At 43.6% G+C, this 18,197-nt stretch carries 20 protein-coding genes and 2 pseudogenes; 17 read left to right on the top strand and 5 right to left on the bottom strand.

Annotation, left to right across the window (positions count from 1 at the left end; translation table 11 throughout):
* Nucleotides 1-443: 443 nt before the first annotated feature.
* The 6 genes from GQR42_RS02275 to GQR42_RS02250 all read left to right on the top strand — a co-directional run bounded on the left by GQR42_RS02275 (nt 444) and on the right by GQR42_RS02250 (nt 7,351).
* Nucleotides 444-2,138: an iron uptake porin gene (locus GQR42_RS02275; protein WP_158198742.1), complete on the top strand. Its 1,695-nt coding sequence runs from the start codon at nt 444-446 to the stop codon at nt 2,136-2,138.
* 505 nt (nt 2,139-2,643) lie between these two features.
* On the top strand, nt 2,644-4,419 hold the full coding sequence (gene pyk / locus GQR42_RS02270) for a pyruvate kinase (RefSeq protein WP_158202339.1): 1,776 nt from the start codon (nt 2,644-2,646) through the stop codon (nt 4,417-4,419).
* Between the two features lie 173 nt (nt 4,420-4,592).
* Nucleotides 4,593-5,405: a HEAT repeat domain-containing protein gene (locus GQR42_RS02265; RefSeq protein WP_158198741.1), complete on the top strand. Its 813-nt coding sequence runs from the start codon at nt 4,593-4,595 to the stop codon at nt 5,403-5,405.
* A gap of 55 nt (nt 5,406-5,460) precedes the next feature.
* The gene (locus tag GQR42_RS02260) at nt 5,461-5,892 is read left to right on the top strand and encodes a DUF29 domain-containing protein (protein WP_158198740.1); all 432 of its coding nucleotides are present in this window, start codon (nt 5,461-5,463) and stop codon (nt 5,890-5,892) included.
* Nucleotides 5,893-5,980: 88 nt separating this feature from the next.
* On the top strand, nt 5,981-6,169 hold the full coding sequence (locus GQR42_RS29805) for a DUF29 family protein (RefSeq protein ID WP_371731298.1): 189 nt from the start codon (nt 5,981-5,983) through the stop codon (nt 6,167-6,169).
* A gap of 93 nt (nt 6,170-6,262) precedes the next feature.
* Nucleotides 6,263-7,351 carry a DNA methyltransferase gene (locus GQR42_RS02250; RefSeq protein WP_158198739.1) on the top strand — a complete coding sequence of 363 codons (1,089 nt, stop codon included), beginning with the start codon at nt 6,263-6,265 and terminating at the stop codon, nt 7,349-7,351.
* Here GQR42_RS02250 and GQR42_RS02245 read toward each other — a convergent pair.
* On the bottom strand, nt 7,317-8,234 hold the full coding sequence (locus tag GQR42_RS02245; RefSeq protein ID WP_158198738.1) for a hypothetical protein: 918 nt from the start codon (nt 8,232-8,234) through the stop codon (nt 7,317-7,319). The genes GQR42_RS02250 and GQR42_RS02245 overlap by 35 nt on opposite strands.
* A complete protein-coding gene (locus tag GQR42_RS02240) occupies nt 8,231-8,494 on the bottom strand; it encodes a helix-turn-helix domain-containing protein (protein ID WP_158198737.1) in 264 nt (87 codons plus the stop codon). The genes GQR42_RS02245 and GQR42_RS02240 overlap by 4 nt, the downstream gene beginning before the upstream one ends.
* Before the next feature lie 208 nt (nt 8,495-8,702).
* Here GQR42_RS02240 and GQR42_RS02235 point away from each other — a divergent pair.
* The 9 genes and pseudogenes from GQR42_RS02235 to GQR42_RS02195 form a co-directional block, all read left to right on the top strand.
* Nucleotides 8,703-8,966: pseudogene (locus GQR42_RS02235) on the top strand (DUF29 family protein); the annotation flags it as partial.
* A gap of 164 nt (nt 8,967-9,130) precedes the next feature.
* A complete protein-coding gene (locus GQR42_RS02230) occupies nt 9,131-9,754 on the top strand; it encodes a HEAT repeat domain-containing protein (RefSeq protein ID WP_158198736.1) in 624 nt (207 codons plus the stop codon).
* A 62-nt stretch (nt 9,755-9,816) separates the two neighbouring features.
* Nucleotides 9,817-10,590: an ABC transporter permease gene (locus tag GQR42_RS02225; RefSeq protein ID WP_002774827.1), complete on the top strand. Its 774-nt coding sequence runs from the start codon at nt 9,817-9,819 to the stop codon at nt 10,588-10,590.
* Between the two features lie 235 nt (nt 10,591-10,825).
* Entirely contained in the window at nt 10,826-11,719 is an 894-nt protein-coding gene (locus GQR42_RS02220) for an ABC transporter ATP-binding protein (RefSeq protein WP_158198735.1), read from the top strand.
* Between the two features lie 134 nt (nt 11,720-11,853).
* Complete coding sequence (locus tag GQR42_RS02215; protein WP_158198734.1) at nt 11,854-12,333, top strand: hypothetical protein; 480 nt, start codon at nt 11,854-11,856, stop codon at nt 12,331-12,333.
* Nucleotides 12,334-12,752: 419 nt separating this feature from the next.
* Nucleotides 12,753-13,034, top strand: a complete 282-nt coding sequence (locus GQR42_RS02210; RefSeq protein ID WP_158198733.1) for a DUF2470 domain-containing protein — start codon at nt 12,753-12,755, stop codon at nt 13,032-13,034.
* Between the two features lie 54 nt (nt 13,035-13,088).
* Nucleotides 13,089-13,301 carry a hypothetical protein gene (locus GQR42_RS02205; RefSeq protein WP_158198732.1) on the top strand — a complete coding sequence of 71 codons (213 nt, stop codon included), beginning with the start codon at nt 13,089-13,091 and terminating at the stop codon, nt 13,299-13,301.
* Complete coding sequence (locus GQR42_RS02200) at nt 13,298-13,651, top strand: NINE protein (protein WP_110545502.1); 354 nt, start codon at nt 13,298-13,300, stop codon at nt 13,649-13,651. The genes GQR42_RS02205 and GQR42_RS02200 overlap by 4 nt, the downstream gene beginning before the upstream one ends.
* Nucleotides 13,652-13,656: 5 nt before the next feature.
* The gene (locus GQR42_RS02195) at nt 13,657-14,343 is read left to right on the top strand and encodes a helix-hairpin-helix domain-containing protein (protein ID WP_158198731.1); all 687 of its coding nucleotides are present in this window, start codon (nt 13,657-13,659) and stop codon (nt 14,341-14,343) included.
* A 235-nt stretch (nt 14,344-14,578) separates the two neighbouring features.
* Here GQR42_RS02195 and GQR42_RS02190 read toward each other — a convergent pair whose 3' ends face one another.
* Nucleotides 14,579-15,355, bottom strand: coding sequence for an SDR family NAD(P)-dependent oxidoreductase (locus tag GQR42_RS02190; RefSeq protein WP_158198730.1), 777 nt, complete (start codon nt 15,353-15,355; stop codon nt 14,579-14,581).
* 148 nt (nt 15,356-15,503) lie between these two features.
* Here GQR42_RS02190 and isiD point away from each other — a divergent pair, with 148 nt between their 5' ends.
* Together isiD and GQR42_RS02180 are read left to right on the top strand one after the other, a co-directional pair.
* Entirely contained in the window at nt 15,504-15,716 is a 213-nt protein-coding gene (isiD, locus tag GQR42_RS02185) for a protein IsiD (protein WP_002732311.1), read from the top strand.
* Nucleotides 15,717-15,880: 164 nt separating this feature from the next.
* Nucleotides 15,881-16,879, top strand: coding sequence for an adenosine kinase (locus GQR42_RS02180; protein WP_158198729.1), 999 nt, complete (start codon nt 15,881-15,883; stop codon nt 16,877-16,879).
* Between the two features lie 449 nt (nt 16,880-17,328).
* On the opposite strand, the pseudogene GQR42_RS02175 reads toward GQR42_RS02180, so the two are convergent.
* Nucleotides 17,329-17,698, bottom strand: a pseudogene (locus GQR42_RS02175) (clan AA aspartic protease).
* Nucleotides 17,695-17,970 (bottom strand): hypothetical protein, encoded by a 276-nt coding sequence (locus tag GQR42_RS02170; protein ID WP_002774813.1) that lies wholly within the window; start codon nt 17,968-17,970, stop codon nt 17,695-17,697. The pseudogene GQR42_RS02175 and the gene GQR42_RS02170 overlap by 4 nt, the downstream one beginning before the upstream one ends.
* Nucleotides 17,971-18,197 lie beyond the last annotated feature (227 nt).

Here is an 18,197-nt window from a genome sequence, read left to right as displayed (position 1 = left end):
ATTAGGTCTTAGATTCGTCCCTCGTGAACTGAAAACTCACATCTGATCACTGATAACTGATCACTGATAACTGAAAAGGCTGAGATTTTAATAAATTCTTTAGGTTTTGCCTATTGACAGGATTGACTAAATGTGATATGCGGGTTTCGGGCATTTTAACCTGATTTGTTGATGATTTTTGAGCGATCGCTATCGTTGGGAAGTTAATCGCCAAAAGTCTGAAACGACCGATTTTCCTTGATGCACATCATAGTTAATTTGTCAAGTGCGTAAGTCCTAACCTTAATAAGATCAGACAGAAATTTTTCTGTCATATCATAAAATTAACTTAACCTAGGCAAGAGGGAATTCGCATAGAATGTGAGTATAATTCAGGCTAAACATATAGTCTGTTTGTATTAATAGTCCATTCAATCCATAAAATAAGGTGTGAGGATTGACCCATGTCAAAACTATTCAAGAATTTAGTCAAGGTAACTCCTTTAGTATTAGGTGCTTCCGTGGCGGCTGCTGGCAGCGCAGGGGCTCAGACTATGCCGGGGACACCGCAACTTAAAATTGATCCGGCTGCGCAACAACAACTTGATCGCATTCAACGCGCCCAAAGTAGTCAGCAGATTAATACGGGTGTTTATCAGGGTTCCATGTCCCAGGTGACTAGCGTTAACCAACTGCGGGACGTATCCCCCACCGCTTGGGCCTACGAGGCATTAAGAAGCCTTGTGGAACGTTACGGTTGTATCGTTGGTTTTCCCGACCGTACCTTCCGCGGTGATCGCGCTACCACCCGTTGGGAATTTGCCGCAGGTTTAAACGCTTGTTTAAACGTCATGGAACGTTTAATTCAAGATGGTGTCGGTGTACTCAGGGAAGATATCGATAAATTAAAACGTCTTGTCGCTGAATTTGAGACCGAACTAGCGGCTTTAGGTGCTAGAGTGGACAACCTTGAACAGCGCGTTGCTTTCTTGGAAAACAATCAATTTTCCACCACCACCAAACTCAGAGGTGAGGTAATCTTCAGTATCGCCGATAGCTGGGGTGGTCAAGCTTCCGTTACCAATACCGACGGTACGGTGACTGAGGGCAGCAATCAAGATGAAACTCAAACAGTATTTAATAATCGGGTTCGTCTCAACTTTGAAACCAGTTTCACCGGTAAAGATTTGTTAAGAACCCGTTTACAAGCAGGTAACTTTAACAATACCTTCAACCAAAACGGTCCGACGAGAACCAACATGACCCGTCTAGCATACGATAATGGCCGGGACAACGATGTCACCATCGATGACTTGTTCTACCGCGCTCCCATCGATACTCCCTTCGGTAAAATCACCGTTTGGGTTGGTGCTAACGAGTTAAACCTAGATGACGTTTTCATCACTGCTAACCCCTTCCTCGCCGATGGTGGTACAGGTGCTTTATCTCGCGGTCAACGCTACAATAACATCGTCTTCCGCGGTCCCGATGGTGTTGGTGCGGCGGTCAGATTTAATATCGGGGATGTTTTCCAAGTCACAGGAACCTACCTAGCTAGTGGTGGCACTAATGGAGCCAGCAATCCTAACCCTGGTAGCGGTTTATTTAACGGTTCCTACAGTGCTGGTGCTCAGGTTGGTTTCTCCTTCATCAAATTTGCCGATATTAACTTCGTCTATGTTCGCAGTTATCAAACTGCGGATAGTATGAGTTCTGGTTTATTCGGTAACGTCAGCAGCCCTCTGACGGAGCGTCCCTTCGGTAACGTCGGCACTGTAGCTGACCGTTTTGGTTTACAGGGTAGCGCCCAAGTTATCCCAGGAGTCTTAAATATAGGGGCATGGGGTGGTTATGCCAATGCCTCGGCCACGGGAGTTAATGCTGCGATCGGAGATGATAACACTAGCATCTGGTCTTGGAACCTTAATCTTTCTGTCCTCGACCTCTTTGCCGAAGGTGCAGCCCTTTCTTTCGGTGGTGGTCAAGTACCCCGTTCCGACAAGGAAGATGGCACTTCCTACATGGTAGAAGCTCAGTATAAGTTCCCCGTCACCAAAAACATCTTGATTACCCCCGGTGCTTATGCGATCTTCAATGCTAATAACCGTAATAACGACACCATTTTTGTCGGTGTCATCCGCACAACTTTCCGTTTCTAAGCTAAGTTGACGGACTCGATAAGAACGGTGGGATTTGTAGATCTCACCGTTTTTTTACATTTAACTTTTCACTGGGTATAACCATTTTTGACATCCTCGCCGCCCTAAAAGTGCGGCGATTCCTAAACCTCACGATTTAAGTTTCTGCTTCCACCACCGTCGCATACCACAGTTAAAAAACCATGTACTGTCTTACACAGAGTCCACAGACTTTCGCCCCATTTCAGAAGCCCGATTCCGTGTGTCCCACGGTACGTTTCCAGCTAAACGCTTCTTGTACTTGTTGCGCGCGACTTTTTACCCGGCCAAGCTTTTCTGGTCGGAACCCCCTAAGCCGAGTTTTCAAGGTGCTGCACCGTCCACTTGGTTTTCGAGACTGGCCTTTTAATTCTAACGTAAAGCCAACCTAGAACGGCGGGGTTTCAGACCCAAAATTTCCGATGAGAAGATGATCGGAGCGTACCAAACGCTGCTATATTTAGTTCGCCTATTTAGTTGCTTATCTATGCACTCTCTGTCTTTCCCCCGTCGCACTAAAATTGTGGCCACGATTGGCCCAGCCTCGCAAAATAAGGAAACATTACGTCAGATGATCAAGGCGGGGGCGACGACATTTAGATTAAACTTTTCCCATGGCGATCACGATTACCATCGTCACAGCATTAACTTAATCCGTCAGTTAGCCTTTGAACTCAATCAACCCATTGGTATCCTTCAGGATCTACAGGGACCAAAAATTCGTTTAGGTAAATTTGCCTGTGGGTCGATCACCCTAAAACCGGGGGAACCCTTTATCCTTACTTCTAGGGATGTGGAATGTAATCAGGAAATAAGTTCCATTAGCTATCCCTCTCTGGCCCAAGAAGTCCCGGAAGGTTCCAGAATTCTCCTCGATGATGGTAAAGTCGAAATGCGGGTGGAATCAGTGGATCGCCTGAAAGGAGACCTGTCTTGTCGCGTAGTGGTTGGGGGTGTCTTATCCAGCAATAAAGGGGTAAATTTTCCCAACGTCTATCTGTCGGTAAAAGCTTTAACCGATAAGGACAAAAAAGATTTAATGTTCGGACTGCTGTGGGATGTGGATTGGATCGCCCTTAGTTTTGTGCGTAATCCCCAAGATATCCTCGAAATTAAAGAATTAATCGCCAGTGCGGGTAAATCTATCCCCGTAATCGCTAAAATTGAAAAACACGAAGCGATCGAGGAAATGGAAGAAATTTTATCCCTCTGTGATGGTGTTATGGTGGCTAGGGGAGATTTAGGAGTAGAATTACCCGCCGAAGACGTGCCAATCCTGCAAAAACGCCTGATTAACACCGCTAATCAGCTAGGCATCCCGATTATCACCGCCACTCAAATGCTTGACAGTATGGCCAGTAATCCTCGTCCCACCCGCGCCGAGGTTTCTGACGTGGCTAATGCGATTTTAGATGGCACTGATGCGGTCATGCTTTCCAATGAAACGGCTGTGGGCCATTATCCCATCGAAGCGGTGGCAACAATGGCGCGCATTGCTGAAAGGATCGAACGGGAACAGATCAACAGTGCTGCTCGCTCTAACAATAAACAATCGATTCCTAACGCTATTTCCTCGGCAGTCAGTCAAATTGCCGAACAATTGGGGGCAGCGGCAATTATTACCCTGACAAAAACCGGCTCTACTGCCCGTAATGTCTCCAGATTTCGCCCCAAAACCCCGATTTTAGCCGTTACTCCCCATCGCGAAGTGGCACAGCAGTTACAGCTAGTTTGGGGCGTAAAACCGATGTTATTGCTCGATTTACCCTCCACTAGCCAAACTTTTCAAGTGGCGATGAATCTTGCCCAGGAAAATAACCTCCTAGCGGATGGTGATTTAGTAGTGATGACGGCGGGAACTCTGCAAGGGGTGGCCGGTTCCACGGATTTAATTAAGGTGGAAGTGGTAAAATCCCTTTTGGGCAAAGGTACGGGTATCGGCCAGGGTGTGGCTAGTGGCCGGGCGCGAGTGGCCCATAATGCCCGAGAAGTGGGTAGTTTTAGTAATGGGGAGATTTTAGTCGTTCCCACCACCAGCGCCGAATATGTGGATATGATGCGGAAAGCGGGCGGCATTATCACCGAAGATACCGCCATGAACAATCACGCCGCTACTATCGGTTTAAAATTGGGTATTCCTGTTATTGTCGGGGTTAAAGATGCCACGAAAATTATCCGCGAAGGGGTGATCATTAGTCTCGATGCTCAACGGGGTTTGATTTATTCTGGTATTGGCAAGGGTGCGGCAACTATGAAAAACTGAGTCGGTTATCAGTATTCTCCGAGTCAGGAGACAGGAGTCAGGAGACAGGAGTCAGGAGACAGGAGTCAGGAGACAGGAGACAGTTTTTATTTATTCTCCCCACTTCCCCACTTCCCCACTTCCCCACACCCCACACCCCACACCCTACACCCCACACCCATTTTCACTTGTCTATGAGCGATTCTTACTCTGCTGCCGTCGATAATCCGGCCTATACTGTTGAACAAGCGATCGCTAATATCCAGCAAAGAGAAGACCTAGGCGCACGTTATTATGCCGCTTGGTGGTTGGGTAGATTTCGTGTGCGTCAACCGGAGGCGATTTCGGCGTTAATTGCCGCTTTAGAAGACGAAAGCGATCGCACTCCCGACGGCGGTTATCCCCTGCGACGCAACGCTGCCAGCGCTTTAGGGAAATTAGATGATCTCAGTTGTCTTCCCGCTTTGATTGCCTGTCTCGACTGTGAAGATTATTATGTGCGCGAATCGGCTGCCCAAGCATTGGCAATGCTTCAGGATCGAAGAGCGATCGCACCTTTAAAGAAACTATTAGAGGGTGGCATCGAAGTGGCCGTTTTAGTGGCGGGAAAACCCCATTTAGTCCAACCCTACGAGGCGATTATCGAGGCATTGGGAACCCTGCAAGCGACGGCAGCGATTCCCCTGATCGAGCCGTTTTTACAGCATTTCGTCGAAAAAGTGCGTTATGCGGCTGCCCGCGCCCTCTATCAACTCACGGCTAACCCCCACTATGGCGATATTCTGATTAAGGCCTTGCAAGGGGAAGAATTACAGCTGCGTCGTTCTGCTTTAATGGATTTAGGCGCTACGGGTTATCTGCCGGCTGCTCCTGCGATCGCTAATACTTTGGCGGAAAATAGTCTGAAACTGGTTGCTCTCAAGGAACTTTTAGAAAACCATCTAAAAACTAATTCTAGGGGCGAAAATATCTCCGAAATTCTCACTTTAATGGATGGTTTATTGTAATCAATAATTGGTTATTTTTTATCTAAATTCAAACGGATAAAATCCAGAGTTTTTTATGCTAATTCAAACCGATTATGCCGGCTGGCTGAACGAAACAATCACTCTGTTAAAAGAAAAAAAATTTGATAAAGTTGACTGGGAAAACTTGATCGAGGAGATAGAAAGTTTGGGCAGAAGTCAAAAACGTGAACTCCGCAACCGGTTAACGACCATGTTAGAACACTGCCTCAAACTTTGCTATACTGATTACGTTGAGGATTATCGAGGTTGGCAAGAAACTATTAGGCGCAGTCAACGGGAACTAGAAGAACTTTTGAGCGATTCTCCTAGTTTAAAACCCTACTGGGAGCAAGTATTTTTAGATTGCTATGCCACGGCTTTAAAAAGCTTGCGAGATAACCCCGATTATCAATCTTTTAACTTTCCCGATGATTGTCCTTTTCCTCAAGAAATTAGTCAGATTTTACAGAAAAAATTTTGGCGATAAAATTATCTTGAAAAGTTTGTTAGTGGGTTTAGAACACGTTCAAATCTGAGACAATGTCCGATACAGTTATACTTTATCTTTATGAGAAATGCTGTCAATGATTGGTTATTTTCTAGGAAAATTCAAACGGATAAAATCCAGATATATTATGATAATTCAAACTGATTATGTTGGGTGGCTGAACGAAACAATCACTCTGTTAAAACAAAAAAACTGTGATAAAGTTGACTGGGAAAACTTGATCGAGGAGATAGAAAGTTTGCTAGTCTTAGGCTAAGTTTCTAGGTCATTGGTTTATGGGGTAGCCAAATATCCTAAAACAGGATAGAGTATTGATATTCATCCTGTTTATAAGACGATAAAAAAATCCATGGATATACCTGAGCCTTCCCATAGCCTGGCAAGTATAAAGAAGAATAAAGCAACAAGCACTGTTGGGCGTGGCAAAACTGTCCAACTTACTGAGAAACTAGCTTTTTCAGCTTGGAATAACAGCAGTGTTAGTCTGAGTCTTGGTAATAGCATTGAACATTATGATTCTTGGGAACAACCTATAGTAATAATCTCAGACGGAGGCTACGGTCTTTTAGGATTTGAAGGTGATACATCAGATCATCTTGACCTACCTGAATGGTATGAACCTCATGTGGAAGCTTGGTCGAAGTTAGCCTTGCCAAATACAACTCTTTGGTTTTGGAACTCAGAAATTGGCTGGGCTGTGGTACATCCAATACTTGAGAAATTTGGTTGGCGATATGTTAATTGTAATATATGGAATAAAGGAAAAGGTCATATTGCTGGTAATGTCAACACAGAAAAAATAAGGCGTTTTCCAGTGGTGACAGAGGTTTGCGTCCAATACGTTAGAGAAGTCAAAATTGCTGACTTAACACTTAAAGAATGGCTCCGAAAGGAATGGTTAAGATCGAGCTTACCTTTGCGTCAAGCTAATTTAGCTTGTGGTGTCGCAGATGCGGCAACAAGAAAATATTTTGATCAAGGACATTTATGGTATTTTCCCCCACCGGAAATGTTTGAAAAATTAGTTTTCTATGCCAACGAACACGGAAACCCAGAGGGAAAACCCTATTTTTCTAAAAATGGCCAGCGTCCTTTAACAGGTAAAGAGTGGGAGAAGATGCGCTCTAAATTTAATTGCCCTCATGGTTTTACAAATGTTTGGGATCGTTCAGCTTTGCGCGATGATGAACGAATTAAGTCTCAGGATGGTAAAGCTGTTCACTTAAATCAAAAGCCCCTGGATCTGATGAAATTAATTATTGAAGCTTCAAGTGAGGAACAGGATGTGGTTTGGGAACCATTTGGGGGGCTTTTCAGTGCCTCTTTAGCTGCCAATATCCTGAATCGAAAAGCTTTCGCTTGTGAAATTGACGAAACTTATTTCTATTATGGAGTCAAAAGATTTAGTCAAGTAGTTCATCAATGTTCCCTTCTTTAATGCCAAGGTGTTCTCTGAAAGCAGATTTAATTAACTCCTCTCGACGACTAGCTAAAAGCCTGTTCCACTGTCCAACTTCCATTCCAGAGAACTGTGTTCGATAAACACGCTTTTTAAAATCCTCAATTCCTGGATGTAAAATCCTGTCCATTTTGGCAAAATTAGTGTCTAATCTGTATTTGAAGCGAGTGTTCAGTTCCCGCAAGAGCATTTGATACTCTTGTGTCCGCTTATACAGCCTGCCATCATTTCCCCAAGAATTAACTATTTCTTCAGCTTGAAATAGTTCTTCATCCGTTCCTTGAAATTTGTATCCATTAGTATTTGTTTGCTGCAAATTTGCTGTTCTTTGGGTTGTATCTTCAGGTTCTAGAACAAGGTAATCAGGAGGATTATGATAATGATCATCTCTCGCTTTAGCCACTGAAAAGCCAGAGACAACGCATACATCTAGAATCTTGGGTTTGCCATAAATTACTGTTTCAGGCAGCCAAGCTATCAGGGAAACGTAGGTTTGATCAAACTGAAAATGATTTTGACTATCTTTGAAACGGGCTGTTATTTCCGTAGCTAATGGGAACCATGCTTTTATTTCTAATCCGGGGGTAGGCTGGATGCTACCCATGAAGACAGTATCAGGAAATCCTGGCTCTTGCCTTTTCCATTCACCAAACGGCGCAAATATTTCCTGCTTATTCAAAAACTCAACAGTGTTAAATTCAATCAGATTTCCCAATAGTGGTGATAGCTTTGAAATTACTTTGGCTAAATTAACTGCTGCAGCAACCGATATTGGTCTAGCAATGTCTAATAGGTCAAATCTATGTCCAGACAAATCATCTAGATATTGCGATGCAAGGCTAATAACATCTTCTGTATTCATAACCCTTCCCCACAAGATATGGACTGACAAGCTTGCTCAACTTGCCTTAAAATTTCGCAAGGATCTACACCGATGACACGACTAACCAGAAGGAACTCAACGACATCTAATCTTCTTTCACCATTTTCGTATTTGGCAACGAAGGATTGAGGCTTTTTGATGGCTTTAGCGAGGGCTGCTTGAGTTAAATTCGCATCCTTACGGGCGGCGATCAGGCATCGACGAAAGACATGGTACTCTGGACTAAAAATAGATTTCATCGTGCTTTAATGAGCACAGTAGTTAGCAAGTCCAAGATAAACCTATTTTAGGATAATCCCAAAATGGGATTTTAAGTTCCCTACGGCCTTAGCAAACAGCATAACATCCCTAGTGTAGCGGACGGTATGGATTCTTTGGTACAATAGGGGAGGTTACTCGCTGCTGCTGATCTGGAACGATAGAAAGTTTGGGCAGAAGTCAACACACTGCCTCAAACTCTGCTATACTGATTAGCTTCAAGATTATCGAGGTTGGCAAGAAACTATTAGGCGCAGTCAACGGGAACTAGAAGAACTTTTGAGCGATTCTCCTAGTTTAAAACCCTACTGGGAGCAAGTATTTTTAGATTGCTATGCCACGGCTTTAAAAAGCTTGCGAGATAACCCCGATTATCAATCCTTTAACTTTCCCGATGATTGTCCTTTTCCCCAAGAAATTAGTCAGATTTTACCGAAAAAAGTTTGGCGATAAAATTATCTTTAAAAGTTTGTTGGTGGGGTTAGGATATAGGAGTTAGGAGTCAGTATTCTCCGAGTCAGTATTCAGGAGATTATTTTTATTTATTCTCCCACTTCCCCACTTCCCCACTTCCCCACTCCCTAACCCCTAACCCCTAACCCCTCTACTAATAACCAATGCTTCCTACCGTTGAAACTTTAATTATTGCCGTCGAAAAAGCCGACTCAGCCAATGGGTTACTAACCGCCGTGGAAAAATTAGCCGCCGCCAAAAGTGAAGCGGCAATACCCACCCTCACCGATGTCCTCAGATATAATAACCCTGGTGCCTCCGTGGCAGCCGTGGATGGTTTAATCGCCATCGGCAAAGCGGCGGTTCCCTATTTACTGGCCAACCTAGACGGTTATAATTATGGGGCGAGAGCTTGGGCAACCCGCGCCCTAGCAGCAATTGGCGATGTGCGAGGATTGGACTTATTACTTGAGGCGGCGGTGAGTGATTTTTCCTTTAGCGTGCGGCGAGGGGCGGCTAGAGGCTTAGGAAATATAATTTGGTCTGATTTGGAGGAAAGTCGGGTTTATGAGGCTCAGAATGCGGTTTTTACAGCATTGGAGAAACTTTCGCAAGGGGATCCAGAGTGGGTGGTTAGATATGCGGCGATCGTCGGATTGCAGGGATTAGGAACTGCGGCGGCGGCATTTCGCGGGGCGATTCGAGAACTTTTAGGACAGATTCGGGAGACAGAAGCGGAAATAGTGGTAAGATTGCGCGCCGATCAAGCTCTGGAACACTTACAATAAGCCTAAGTCGAAAGTAGAAAAACTTATTTCTCTACAGGGAGAAACAATTACACTAACATTCTATGAAATATTGGCAGGAAATTTTAGCGATCGCTCAACGAATTTTAGTGGAATTAATCCGGCGCGGGCGTAGCTTAATCCTCTGGGGCATTTTCCCGATCCTTGTCCTGCTCTTAAATGGCTATATTATGGCAGAAAAAGGCAAAATTGAGCTTGCCGAGGCGATGGCTCTGGCTACTCCTCCCACCCTCGTCGGGGCGGCACTTTTCTTTAGTTGTTTGGGGGGAACTGTGGCGACGGTAGTAGCAGAAAGGGAACAACAAACGATTAAACGGTTATTTTTATCGCCTTTAAGCGGTGTTTCCTATTTTATCGGCATTTTTCTCGCCCATTGTGTGATTGCCGCCTGTCAGACAGTTTTAGTTTATTCTATTGCTAAACAGTATGGAGCCACTTTTAAAGGCTCAATTCCTCTAGAATTATTAATTATTTTTCTTAGTATCACCGCCTATGTGGGTTTAGGATTTATCCTCGGTACTCAACTAGCGAAAAGAACGGAAGATGTTAATGCTTTGGTGGGAACTTTTGGGGTTCCTTTATTAATTTTAGGCGGCGTTTTTCTCCCGACTGCTTTATTCCCCGACAATATTCTATCTCTGGCTAAATATAACCCGATCTACCACATGAATGAAGCTTTAATTGCTGTTTGGGCAAAGGGCGAAAATCTCCAAGATATTAGCTCTCATTTTCGCTTTCTCTGTCTTTTTGCTTTAGCTATGGTAGCAGGTGGTTGGCTTACCTATCGACAAATGTTAAACCTTGAACGCCGACTGTAAATCAGTGATCAGTTATCAGTGATCAGTTATCAGTTAGAAAAGTTAGGTAGGGTGGGTTAGGCGGAGACAAATTATCAGACTTAATCATTAATTTATCTATTCGCCGTAACCCACCATCAGTTATTCAGCTTCTTAGTTTTTCAGTGTAATTAGCCAATTTACCTGTTATTCGTACTATTCCTAGCTGACGGCTGATGGCCTAAAAATCCTGACTATCCTTATTACTTTATTAAAAATGCTGACTATTAATAATGTCAAAAAAAATTACGGAAGACGCTTAGTATTAGATGAATTAAACTTTCATATTGAAGCGGGAGAAATTTACGGTTTACTCGGTCCCAATGGTGCGGGAAAAACCACCACTATTAACTTAATTTGTAATTTATTAAAACCCTCATCGGGAGAAATTACCTTTAATTATTTGCCAATTTCCAGAGTTACTAAAGAATTAATTGGGGTTGCCCCGCAAGAAAATTTATTGTACAAATCCCTTACTTGTGAGGAAAATCTCAACTTTTTTGCTCAGATTTATGGACTCGATCGCCCCCAGCGTCGTCATCGGATTAAAACCAGTTTATCCGCAGTAAATTTGCTCGATCGCGCCCGTAGTCCAGTGGAAACTTTAAGCGGTGGAATGCAGCGCCGGATGAATATTGCCGTGGCTATTGTTCATCAGCCAAAATTATTAATTCTCGATGAACCAACCACCGGTTTAGACATCGAATCTCGTTATGAAATTTGGGATTTAATCGGAGAATTACGGCGACAGGGAATGACAATTTTATTAACTACCCATCTCCTCGATGAAGCACAGCGTCTCTGTCAACGTATCGGGATTTTAAAACAAGGTCGTATTATTGCCGAAGGTAATTTAAATCAGCTGCGTCAGCACATTCCTGCGAAAGAAATTATTATCATGGATACCCAGGATCAAGAAGCGGCGATAAATCGAGGTAAACAATTAGGATTTACTCCCAAATTTTACGGTAAAGATTTAGCTTTTTGGTTAGATGAACATCTAGAATTAAGCGAGATTATTCAGGCATTTGATGGTATTAATATTGATTCTATCGCCCGTCAGACGGTACAGTTAGAACATATTTATATGGAAATTATGAATCAATTTTAACACCGTTTTTGAAAATTCAGGTTGATTATCGGCATTTTTCCAGGAATTTACCTCAATTAAGTTAAATTGCCTTTTTTTACCGTCATGATCATCTATAATTTTTGGATAGGTTCTATTAATTGGAGACAAAATCAATGATGAAATTAACTTCTATCACTGGCTTATTGGGTCTATCGGCGGTATTATTAAGCTCACATCTACCGGCAGCCGCGCAAAATTGTCGGCCACTTTCTCTATTAGGGGGTGAAGGGAGTGAAGTTACGAAAACTGTCTCACAACCCACTGTTCCAGGTCCTTTCGGTGTCACGATAACTCGTAATAATTGGAATACCGATTGGGCAGTTCCGGGGGGTAGAAGTTTTCAGAGGTTTATCGTTACGGTTTCTGTTCCCCGGGCTGCCTCCTTTGATATCCGGCTGTTTCTCAAGTATAGCGATCAAACTAACGAGGAATTTTTTAATACTAATGGAGTAGGAATCGAACCAGATAAACCCTTAACAATTACTGCCACAGTACGGGCAAATGATCAACCTTTTCTAGTCAATCTTTTTGTCAATGGTATTCAGCACATCGGTAATACCTACACCGCTTCTGTTGTCGGTTGTGAACGATAAAATATATAGGGTGTACTGAAAAAAGTTTTTCCTAGGGACAGAGTGTGGGGTTTGAAGCTAAGAGGCATTTTAATCGCCTATCCGATTAGCTGAATCTCACCTCATCCCCCTTGCCCCCCGACGCTGGGGGGGTTGCCTCTTGTCTCATCTCAACAGGCAATTTAACAGCGCAGGTAGCCCCGGCTCTTACTCTCTGCCCCGATTGACCTTAAGTAGGACAATTAGATGAATGCACAATTAAGGATTTCTGTCAAGAAAATAATATTAAACTTATCATTAATACCTGCCATCCCCAAGCTCAAATTATCTGGCAATTAGCGATTAATTACGCTACCCTAGCTAATATCCCCCCATTGGCCTCGATTTAGAACTGGCTTTTATCCGTCCCCATCTTATTATCGATTTTTTTCGAGAATATTATGTCTGAAACTATCACTCCCGCCATTAGCGATCGCATCTGTAAACACATGAACAAAGATCACGGTGATGCCGTGCTTTTCTACGCTCAAGTTTACGGTAATATCACCGATGCAGAAACTGCTCAAATGCTTTCCATCGATCCCGAAGGCATGGATTTAGCCGTGGAAAAATTAGGGGAGAGTCAAACAATTAGAATAGCTTTCGAGCGCACCCTAGAATCAGCCAAAGATGCCCATAATATTCTGGTTGAGATGCTAAAAGTTAATCAACCCCCCCCTTGACAAAGCTCGATTTTGCGACTATCACCGAAAAAGACCAACCTAGAGAATTAGCCCATGAATCAGGTTAATAGTACGGGAATAAAAATACCCAAGTCTGGCTGGCGTTTACTGCCTTTTTTAGTCTTGGGTGCGCTAGTTTTTGCCTTTAATTCCTCCCTAGAATTAAATTATCTAGTCAAGGGTTATATTACTCTCTTGGAATTACAGGCAGGCATCGTGATTTTATACTTTCTTTTGGCTAAATTAGGGAAATCTCAAAAATTATGAGAAATAGAACTATAGCGGCTTTACTAGCCTTTTTTCTCGGTTATCTTGGCATCCATAAATTTTATCTAGGGGAGAATTTAGCAGGTGTTCTCTATCTACTTTTCTTCTGGACTTTTATCCCCGGCATCATTGCTTTTTTTGAATTTATTGGTTTAATCATCATGTCAGATCAAGCTTTTGATGCTAAATACAATCCTAACTATCTCGCCAACAGTACAGAGCGAAGACTGCCAGAATCAGGCCAGCAAAAAACCGCTACTTTACTGCAGCTTAAAAAACTTTACGATCAGGGAATTATTACTGCTGAAGAATACGAAGAAAAACGCAGAAAATATTTAGATTCTCTTTAAAAAATATGTCTAATCTCTCTCCTCGCCCTCCCGAATCTTCCGAGTGGATATTGCTATCTTTAGTCCCAGTTTTCGGTGGGCTTGCCATTGCTAATGCTGGCAAAAAAACTAATAACCAAAGTTGGTTATCCGTCGGCATTGCCTTGACAATTATCTCCTTTATTTTCCTTACACAAGAGGCTTTTATCGTAATTTGGTTTGCCCAAATCGGCCTGGGTTTATACATACGTCAACAGCTTAATTCCCATCCAATAGCTTCGGGAAATAGAACCAATTCTGGACAGTCATTCTCTCCTCTCGAAAAAATTGATATTAACAGTTGTTCCACCAACGATCTGGTTTATAAATTAGGGTTGCCGATTGTCTATGCCAATGATATCGTTTCTGTCCGTAACGAAGGACATATTTTTACCCATTTAGAAGAATTACACTTCCTGGCTGGTTTACCAGAAAATTATCTCAAAAAATTAGAACCTTTGGTTATCTTTGCCTACGATATTCGCCAAGAAGTTGACGTTTCTTGGCGTTGTTTAAACTACCACTCCGTTGCGGAATTAGTCAATCTCGGTCTTGACTTTTCCCTGGCCGATAAAATTGTCGCCGAAAGAGAAAAAAACGGTGTCTATCGTTCGGCGATCGAAGTGAGAAACCGTACAGGTATTCCCTTAAAATCCTATCAGCAATTGCTCTAATTAGCTTGATTCTAGTTAGGGTCTGCTGAATAAATCTAAAAACCTTGTTGGGTAATATCTTGAGGCTTTTTTCAAATCAAACAAGTGCCAGTCATTGGAATGATCGGGGGGAAAATTCAGGCACTTTTTCCCTGAAAATTAGGTAATTGACCATCTGAAAATGGGTAAAACCCTACACCCTACACCCTACACCCCACACCCTGCCCCCACGAAAAACTTTTTCAGCCAACCCTAGTTATACCTTAAATTGCTTTTCTATCAAAGACACGATCCAACTTCTGGGTAAAAAACGGGGCAGATTGACGATAATTTTATTAGCCAATTTACCAGCTACCACGTTGGGGCGTTTGTTTGCCAAGGCAGTTAAAGCCTCTTGTACCACCAATTCCGCCGAATCTAACCGGCCGTTTTTGCCCATCAAAGCCCTGGGAAATCGGGCCACCTCAAAAAAATTCGATTCCGTCGGACCGGGGCAAAGAGCGAGGATTTCAACGCCTTTGTCTTTATTTTCTGCCCAGAGAGACTCGCTAAAGCTGAGGACAAAAGCTTTTGTCGCCGCATAAACGGAAAGATAGGGCAGCGGTTGAAACCCAGCAATGGAAGCAACATTGATAATTGCTCCCCCAGCGCCAGCAAGCATCGGACGGAGAAAATAGTGGCTTAATTCCACCAGTACCAGATTATTTAACTGGATCATTTCTAACTGTCGGGCTAAATCCTGCTCGCTAAAAGCACCATAATCACCAAAACCGGCATTATTTACCAGTAAATCAACGTTGATTCCTTTTTGGTTCACCGTATCATATACCAGCTTTCCTGCCCCGGCAACGGTCAAATCTTGAACGATAACCGTCACTTTTACCCCGTATTGTTTCTCCAATTCCGCTGCTAATTGTTCTAGTTTATCCCTAGATCTGGCGACTAAAATTAGCTCCATTTGCCTTTGGGCAAGTTGACGAGCAAAGACGATACCGATACCGGTGGAAGCACCAGTAATGAGGGCTGTTTTCATAGAAGATCAACTAAAAATAGCTTTTTTTCTGGAATTGTACCACAGTGAACCTTTCATTTACAGTTCTTAACTTGGCGGTCAAGACATTTTTTCAACTCAGAATATGTGTTAGGCTAGAAATAGAACAAAGGTCGAGGAAGGTGTAGAAATGACAGTTATAAGCTTCACTGATCAAGATATTGCCAAATATACCGCCGCTGATATTGCTTCTTTAGCCGAACGACTAGAAAAAGATGAGTATAGTAACCCTTTCGAGGCTTTGCGGGATTGGCATCTGTTGCGAGCGATCGCTTTTCAAAGGCAGGAATTAGCCGAACCTTATCTTTATCTGTTGGATCTAGAAGCCTACGATGAGGCTTAAAGTGGCTTAGTTAAACAAAACTTAACAAAAATTACCCGGTGTGTGAGACTAGCACACCGATAATTTTTGTTTATGGTATTCTCCGGCTGAAAAAAGCCCCTAGCTTTTTGCCCCTTCTTTCCCTACTATCAGTAACAAAGTATTTTTAGGCGATCGACTAAATTATGGGCAAACAATACAACGTTTATGGGATCGGTAACGCGCTCGTCGATATGGAATTTCAAGTCTCTCCTGAATTACTGCAAGAATTGGGCATCGATAAAGGAGTGATGACGCTGGTGGACGAAAATCGTCAAACCCAGTTGATGGAAAAATTGGCTTTTGATTGTAAACGCAGCGGTGGCGGATCGGCGGCGAATACCCTAGTAGCGATCGCTCAGTTGGGGGGTAGAGGTTTCTATTCCTGTAAAGTGGGTAATGACGAATTAGGTAAGTTTTATCTGCAAGATCTGCGGGCCTGTGGTTTGCATACCAATGAACATGGTGGCGAAAAAGAGGTGGGAATCACGGGAAAATGTCTAGTTTTCGTCACTCCCGATGCCGATCGCACCATGAATACTTTTCTCGGCATCACCGGGGAAATTTCCGAACGAGAATTAGTCCCCTCAGCGATCGCTAATGCCGATTATCTCTATCTCGAAGGTTATCTCGTCACCTCTCCCACTGCCAAAGCTGCCGCTATTAAAGGGCGAGAAATTGCTCAGGCCGCTGGAGTCAAAACCGCTTTATCCCTGTCGGATCCCAATATGGCGATCTTCTTCCTGGAGGGATTACTGGAAATGATTGGAACGGGGTTAGATTTCGTTTTCGCTAATGAGTCGGAAGCTTTGACTATTTCCAGCAGCGACGAAATCGAGTCAGCGATCGCCTATTTTAAAACCATTGCCAAAGGATTCGCTATCACCCGGGGTGCCAGTGGTTCTTTGATCTATGATGGCGAAAATCTCTTGGAAATTGACCCCCATCCCGTACAGGCGATCGATACCGTCGGCGCGGGGGATATGTATGCAGGTGCGTTTCTCTACGGTATCACCCACGGTATGGGTTACAAAGGGGCGGGAAATCTCGCTTCTCTAGCGGCTGCCCGGGTGGTTTCTACTTTTGGGGCGCGTTTACAAACCGAGGAAATTCAATCCCTGCGCGATTCGATCGTTTTGGGATAGGTTTTGTCGGTGATCAGCTTTCAGTCAGTAGTCAGGTTTTTTCTCTCTGCTCCCTGCTCATAGTCTTAACGAGTAATTTAGATAAGGTTTGCTGAATAAATTTGAAATGTAGGCAAAGTAAGGGTTTTGGGGCTTTTCTCGCGAAACAGGTGCAAGATTTTGAGAGAATCGTCGTTCAAAACCTTGCGTCTTCATCGGCCCGCGTCCTGTAGGGGCGAAGCATTCGGGCAATAACCTATCGGTGAAAACGTAGATTTTCTATCCGAATGCTTCGCCCGTACTTATTGAGCAAACCCTAGATAGTCAGACTAAATCCTGTTTAAAAGCTATAGGAGAGCGGGGAGAAGGGAGCGGGTTTTTCAAGTTGGATTGGCAGTTAATCATGGTATTAAAAACCGATTCAGTATAACGGTAAAGTTAGACCGTCTTCACCGATAACTTTGGCTGAGTCATAACGCTTCAATTGTAACGCGCCCACCTTCCACTGCCTCAATCTGAAGTTTAAAGCCATAGAAAAGACCCATCCCCACTAACGGCTCTGCATCAGAAGCTGCCACATCAATAATCTGCTCTTGACCATCCCAGATCACAGAAGCTTTGTATATTTCAAAAACGACTTCGCTCCCGTCCCCTAATGTGCCAATATCTCGATAGTACCAAGGCAAGCCCTATATCTGTGATGACAGAAAGCGGTAAAGACAAAAAGCTGGTGAATCCAGTATCAATGATAGCATCGAGTGCTATTTTCGGTGAGCCAATGCGACCGACTGCCACCTTGAGGATTGCTTCACAATTATTATTGACCACACCGAACATCATACTGGCTTTCTCTGGCTGCGACTGCCAAAACGGAAGACGGCTCTATGTCCAATCCGAATCACCCAAGGTTGAGCATCAGGGACACGCTCATAGAGATGATCGGTAGCAGTAATCGTATCGTCGGCAAGCTCAAACGCTCCAGTTTCGATGTCGATCGCCACAATTCTCCCGTGATTTCCCTCCTCCACTTGAGAACGTACCTGAGATTCATAAATCTCATTACCACGTCGAGCGAATTCTTCTTTGCTGTAGCGGGGTTGTCGAACTGTCATTGAAGCGACCCTGTGGCAACTTTTGCCCTCTATTTTAACCTAAACATCGGAAATCTTCGCTAACATTCCCCAACTAGACCCACAAGAGCGGCATCGCACTTAAACCCACAGTTTCAATCCATGGGCATGGTGCGTTCCCCAAAATCGATCAGTGGAGCAGTAGGACTTACATTAGGGAACGCACCCTACAAGAGCGGCGATCGCGCTGCTGCTTTTAGAATCGCAAT

This window comes from Microcystis aeruginosa FD4, from assembly GCF_009792235.1.
In the GTDB taxonomy this organism is placed as follows: domain Bacteria; phylum Cyanobacteriota; class Cyanobacteriia; order Cyanobacteriales; family Microcystaceae; genus Microcystis; species Microcystis viridis.
This window is presented reverse-complemented; position numbering and strand designations above follow the sequence as displayed.

What these genes read in the sequence shown, in the direction of transcription:
- GQR42_RS02275 (WP_158198742.1), top strand. Translation starts at nt 444, where the DNA reads ATGTCAAAACTATTCAAGAATTTAGTCAAGGTAACTCCTTTAGTATTA.
- pyk (WP_158202339.1), top strand. Translation starts at nt 2,644, where the DNA reads ATGCACTCTCTGTCTTTCCCCCGTCGCACTAAAATTGTGGCCACGATT.
- GQR42_RS02265 (WP_158198741.1), top strand. Translation starts at nt 4,593, where the DNA reads ATGAGCGATTCTTACTCTGCTGCCGTCGATAATCCGGCCTATACTGTT.
- GQR42_RS02260 (WP_158198740.1), top strand. Translation starts at nt 5,461, where the DNA reads ATGCTAATTCAAACCGATTATGCCGGCTGGCTGAACGAAACAATCACT.
- GQR42_RS29805 (WP_371731298.1), top strand. Translation starts at nt 5,981, where the DNA reads ATGCTGTCAATGATTGGTTATTTTCTAGGAAAATTCAAACGGATAAAA.
- GQR42_RS02250 (WP_158198739.1), top strand. Translation starts at nt 6,263, where the DNA reads ATGGATATACCTGAGCCTTCCCATAGCCTGGCAAGTATAAAGAAGAAT.
- GQR42_RS02245 (WP_158198738.1), bottom strand. Translation starts at nt 8,234, where the DNA reads ATGAATACAGAAGATGTTATTAGCCTTGCATCGCAATATCTAGATGAT.
- GQR42_RS02240 (WP_158198737.1), bottom strand. Translation starts at nt 8,494, where the DNA reads ATGAAATCTATTTTTAGTCCAGAGTACCATGTCTTTCGTCGATGCCTG.
- GQR42_RS02230 (WP_158198736.1), top strand. Translation starts at nt 9,131, where the DNA reads ATGCTTCCTACCGTTGAAACTTTAATTATTGCCGTCGAAAAAGCCGAC.
- GQR42_RS02225 (WP_002774827.1), top strand. Translation starts at nt 9,817, where the DNA reads ATGAAATATTGGCAGGAAATTTTAGCGATCGCTCAACGAATTTTAGTG.
- GQR42_RS02220 (WP_158198735.1), top strand. Translation starts at nt 10,826, where the DNA reads ATGCTGACTATTAATAATGTCAAAAAAAATTACGGAAGACGCTTAGTA.
- GQR42_RS02215 (WP_158198734.1), top strand. Translation starts at nt 11,854, where the DNA reads ATGATGAAATTAACTTCTATCACTGGCTTATTGGGTCTATCGGCGGTA.
- GQR42_RS02210 (WP_158198733.1), top strand. Translation starts at nt 12,753, where the DNA reads ATGTCTGAAACTATCACTCCCGCCATTAGCGATCGCATCTGTAAACAC.
- GQR42_RS02205 (WP_158198732.1), top strand. Translation starts at nt 13,089, where the DNA reads ATGAATCAGGTTAATAGTACGGGAATAAAAATACCCAAGTCTGGCTGG.
- GQR42_RS02200 (WP_110545502.1), top strand. Translation starts at nt 13,298, where the DNA reads ATGAGAAATAGAACTATAGCGGCTTTACTAGCCTTTTTTCTCGGTTAT.
- GQR42_RS02195 (WP_158198731.1), top strand. Translation starts at nt 13,657, where the DNA reads ATGTCTAATCTCTCTCCTCGCCCTCCCGAATCTTCCGAGTGGATATTG.
- GQR42_RS02190 (WP_158198730.1), bottom strand. Translation starts at nt 15,355, where the DNA reads ATGAAAACAGCCCTCATTACTGGTGCTTCCACCGGTATCGGTATCGTC.
- isiD (WP_002732311.1), top strand. Translation starts at nt 15,504, where the DNA reads ATGACAGTTATAAGCTTCACTGATCAAGATATTGCCAAATATACCGCC.
- GQR42_RS02180 (WP_158198729.1), top strand. Translation starts at nt 15,881, where the DNA reads ATGGGCAAACAATACAACGTTTATGGGATCGGTAACGCGCTCGTCGAT.
- GQR42_RS02170 (WP_002774813.1), bottom strand. Translation starts at nt 17,970, where the DNA reads ATGACAGTTCGACAACCCCGCTACAGCAAAGAAGAATTCGCTCGACGT.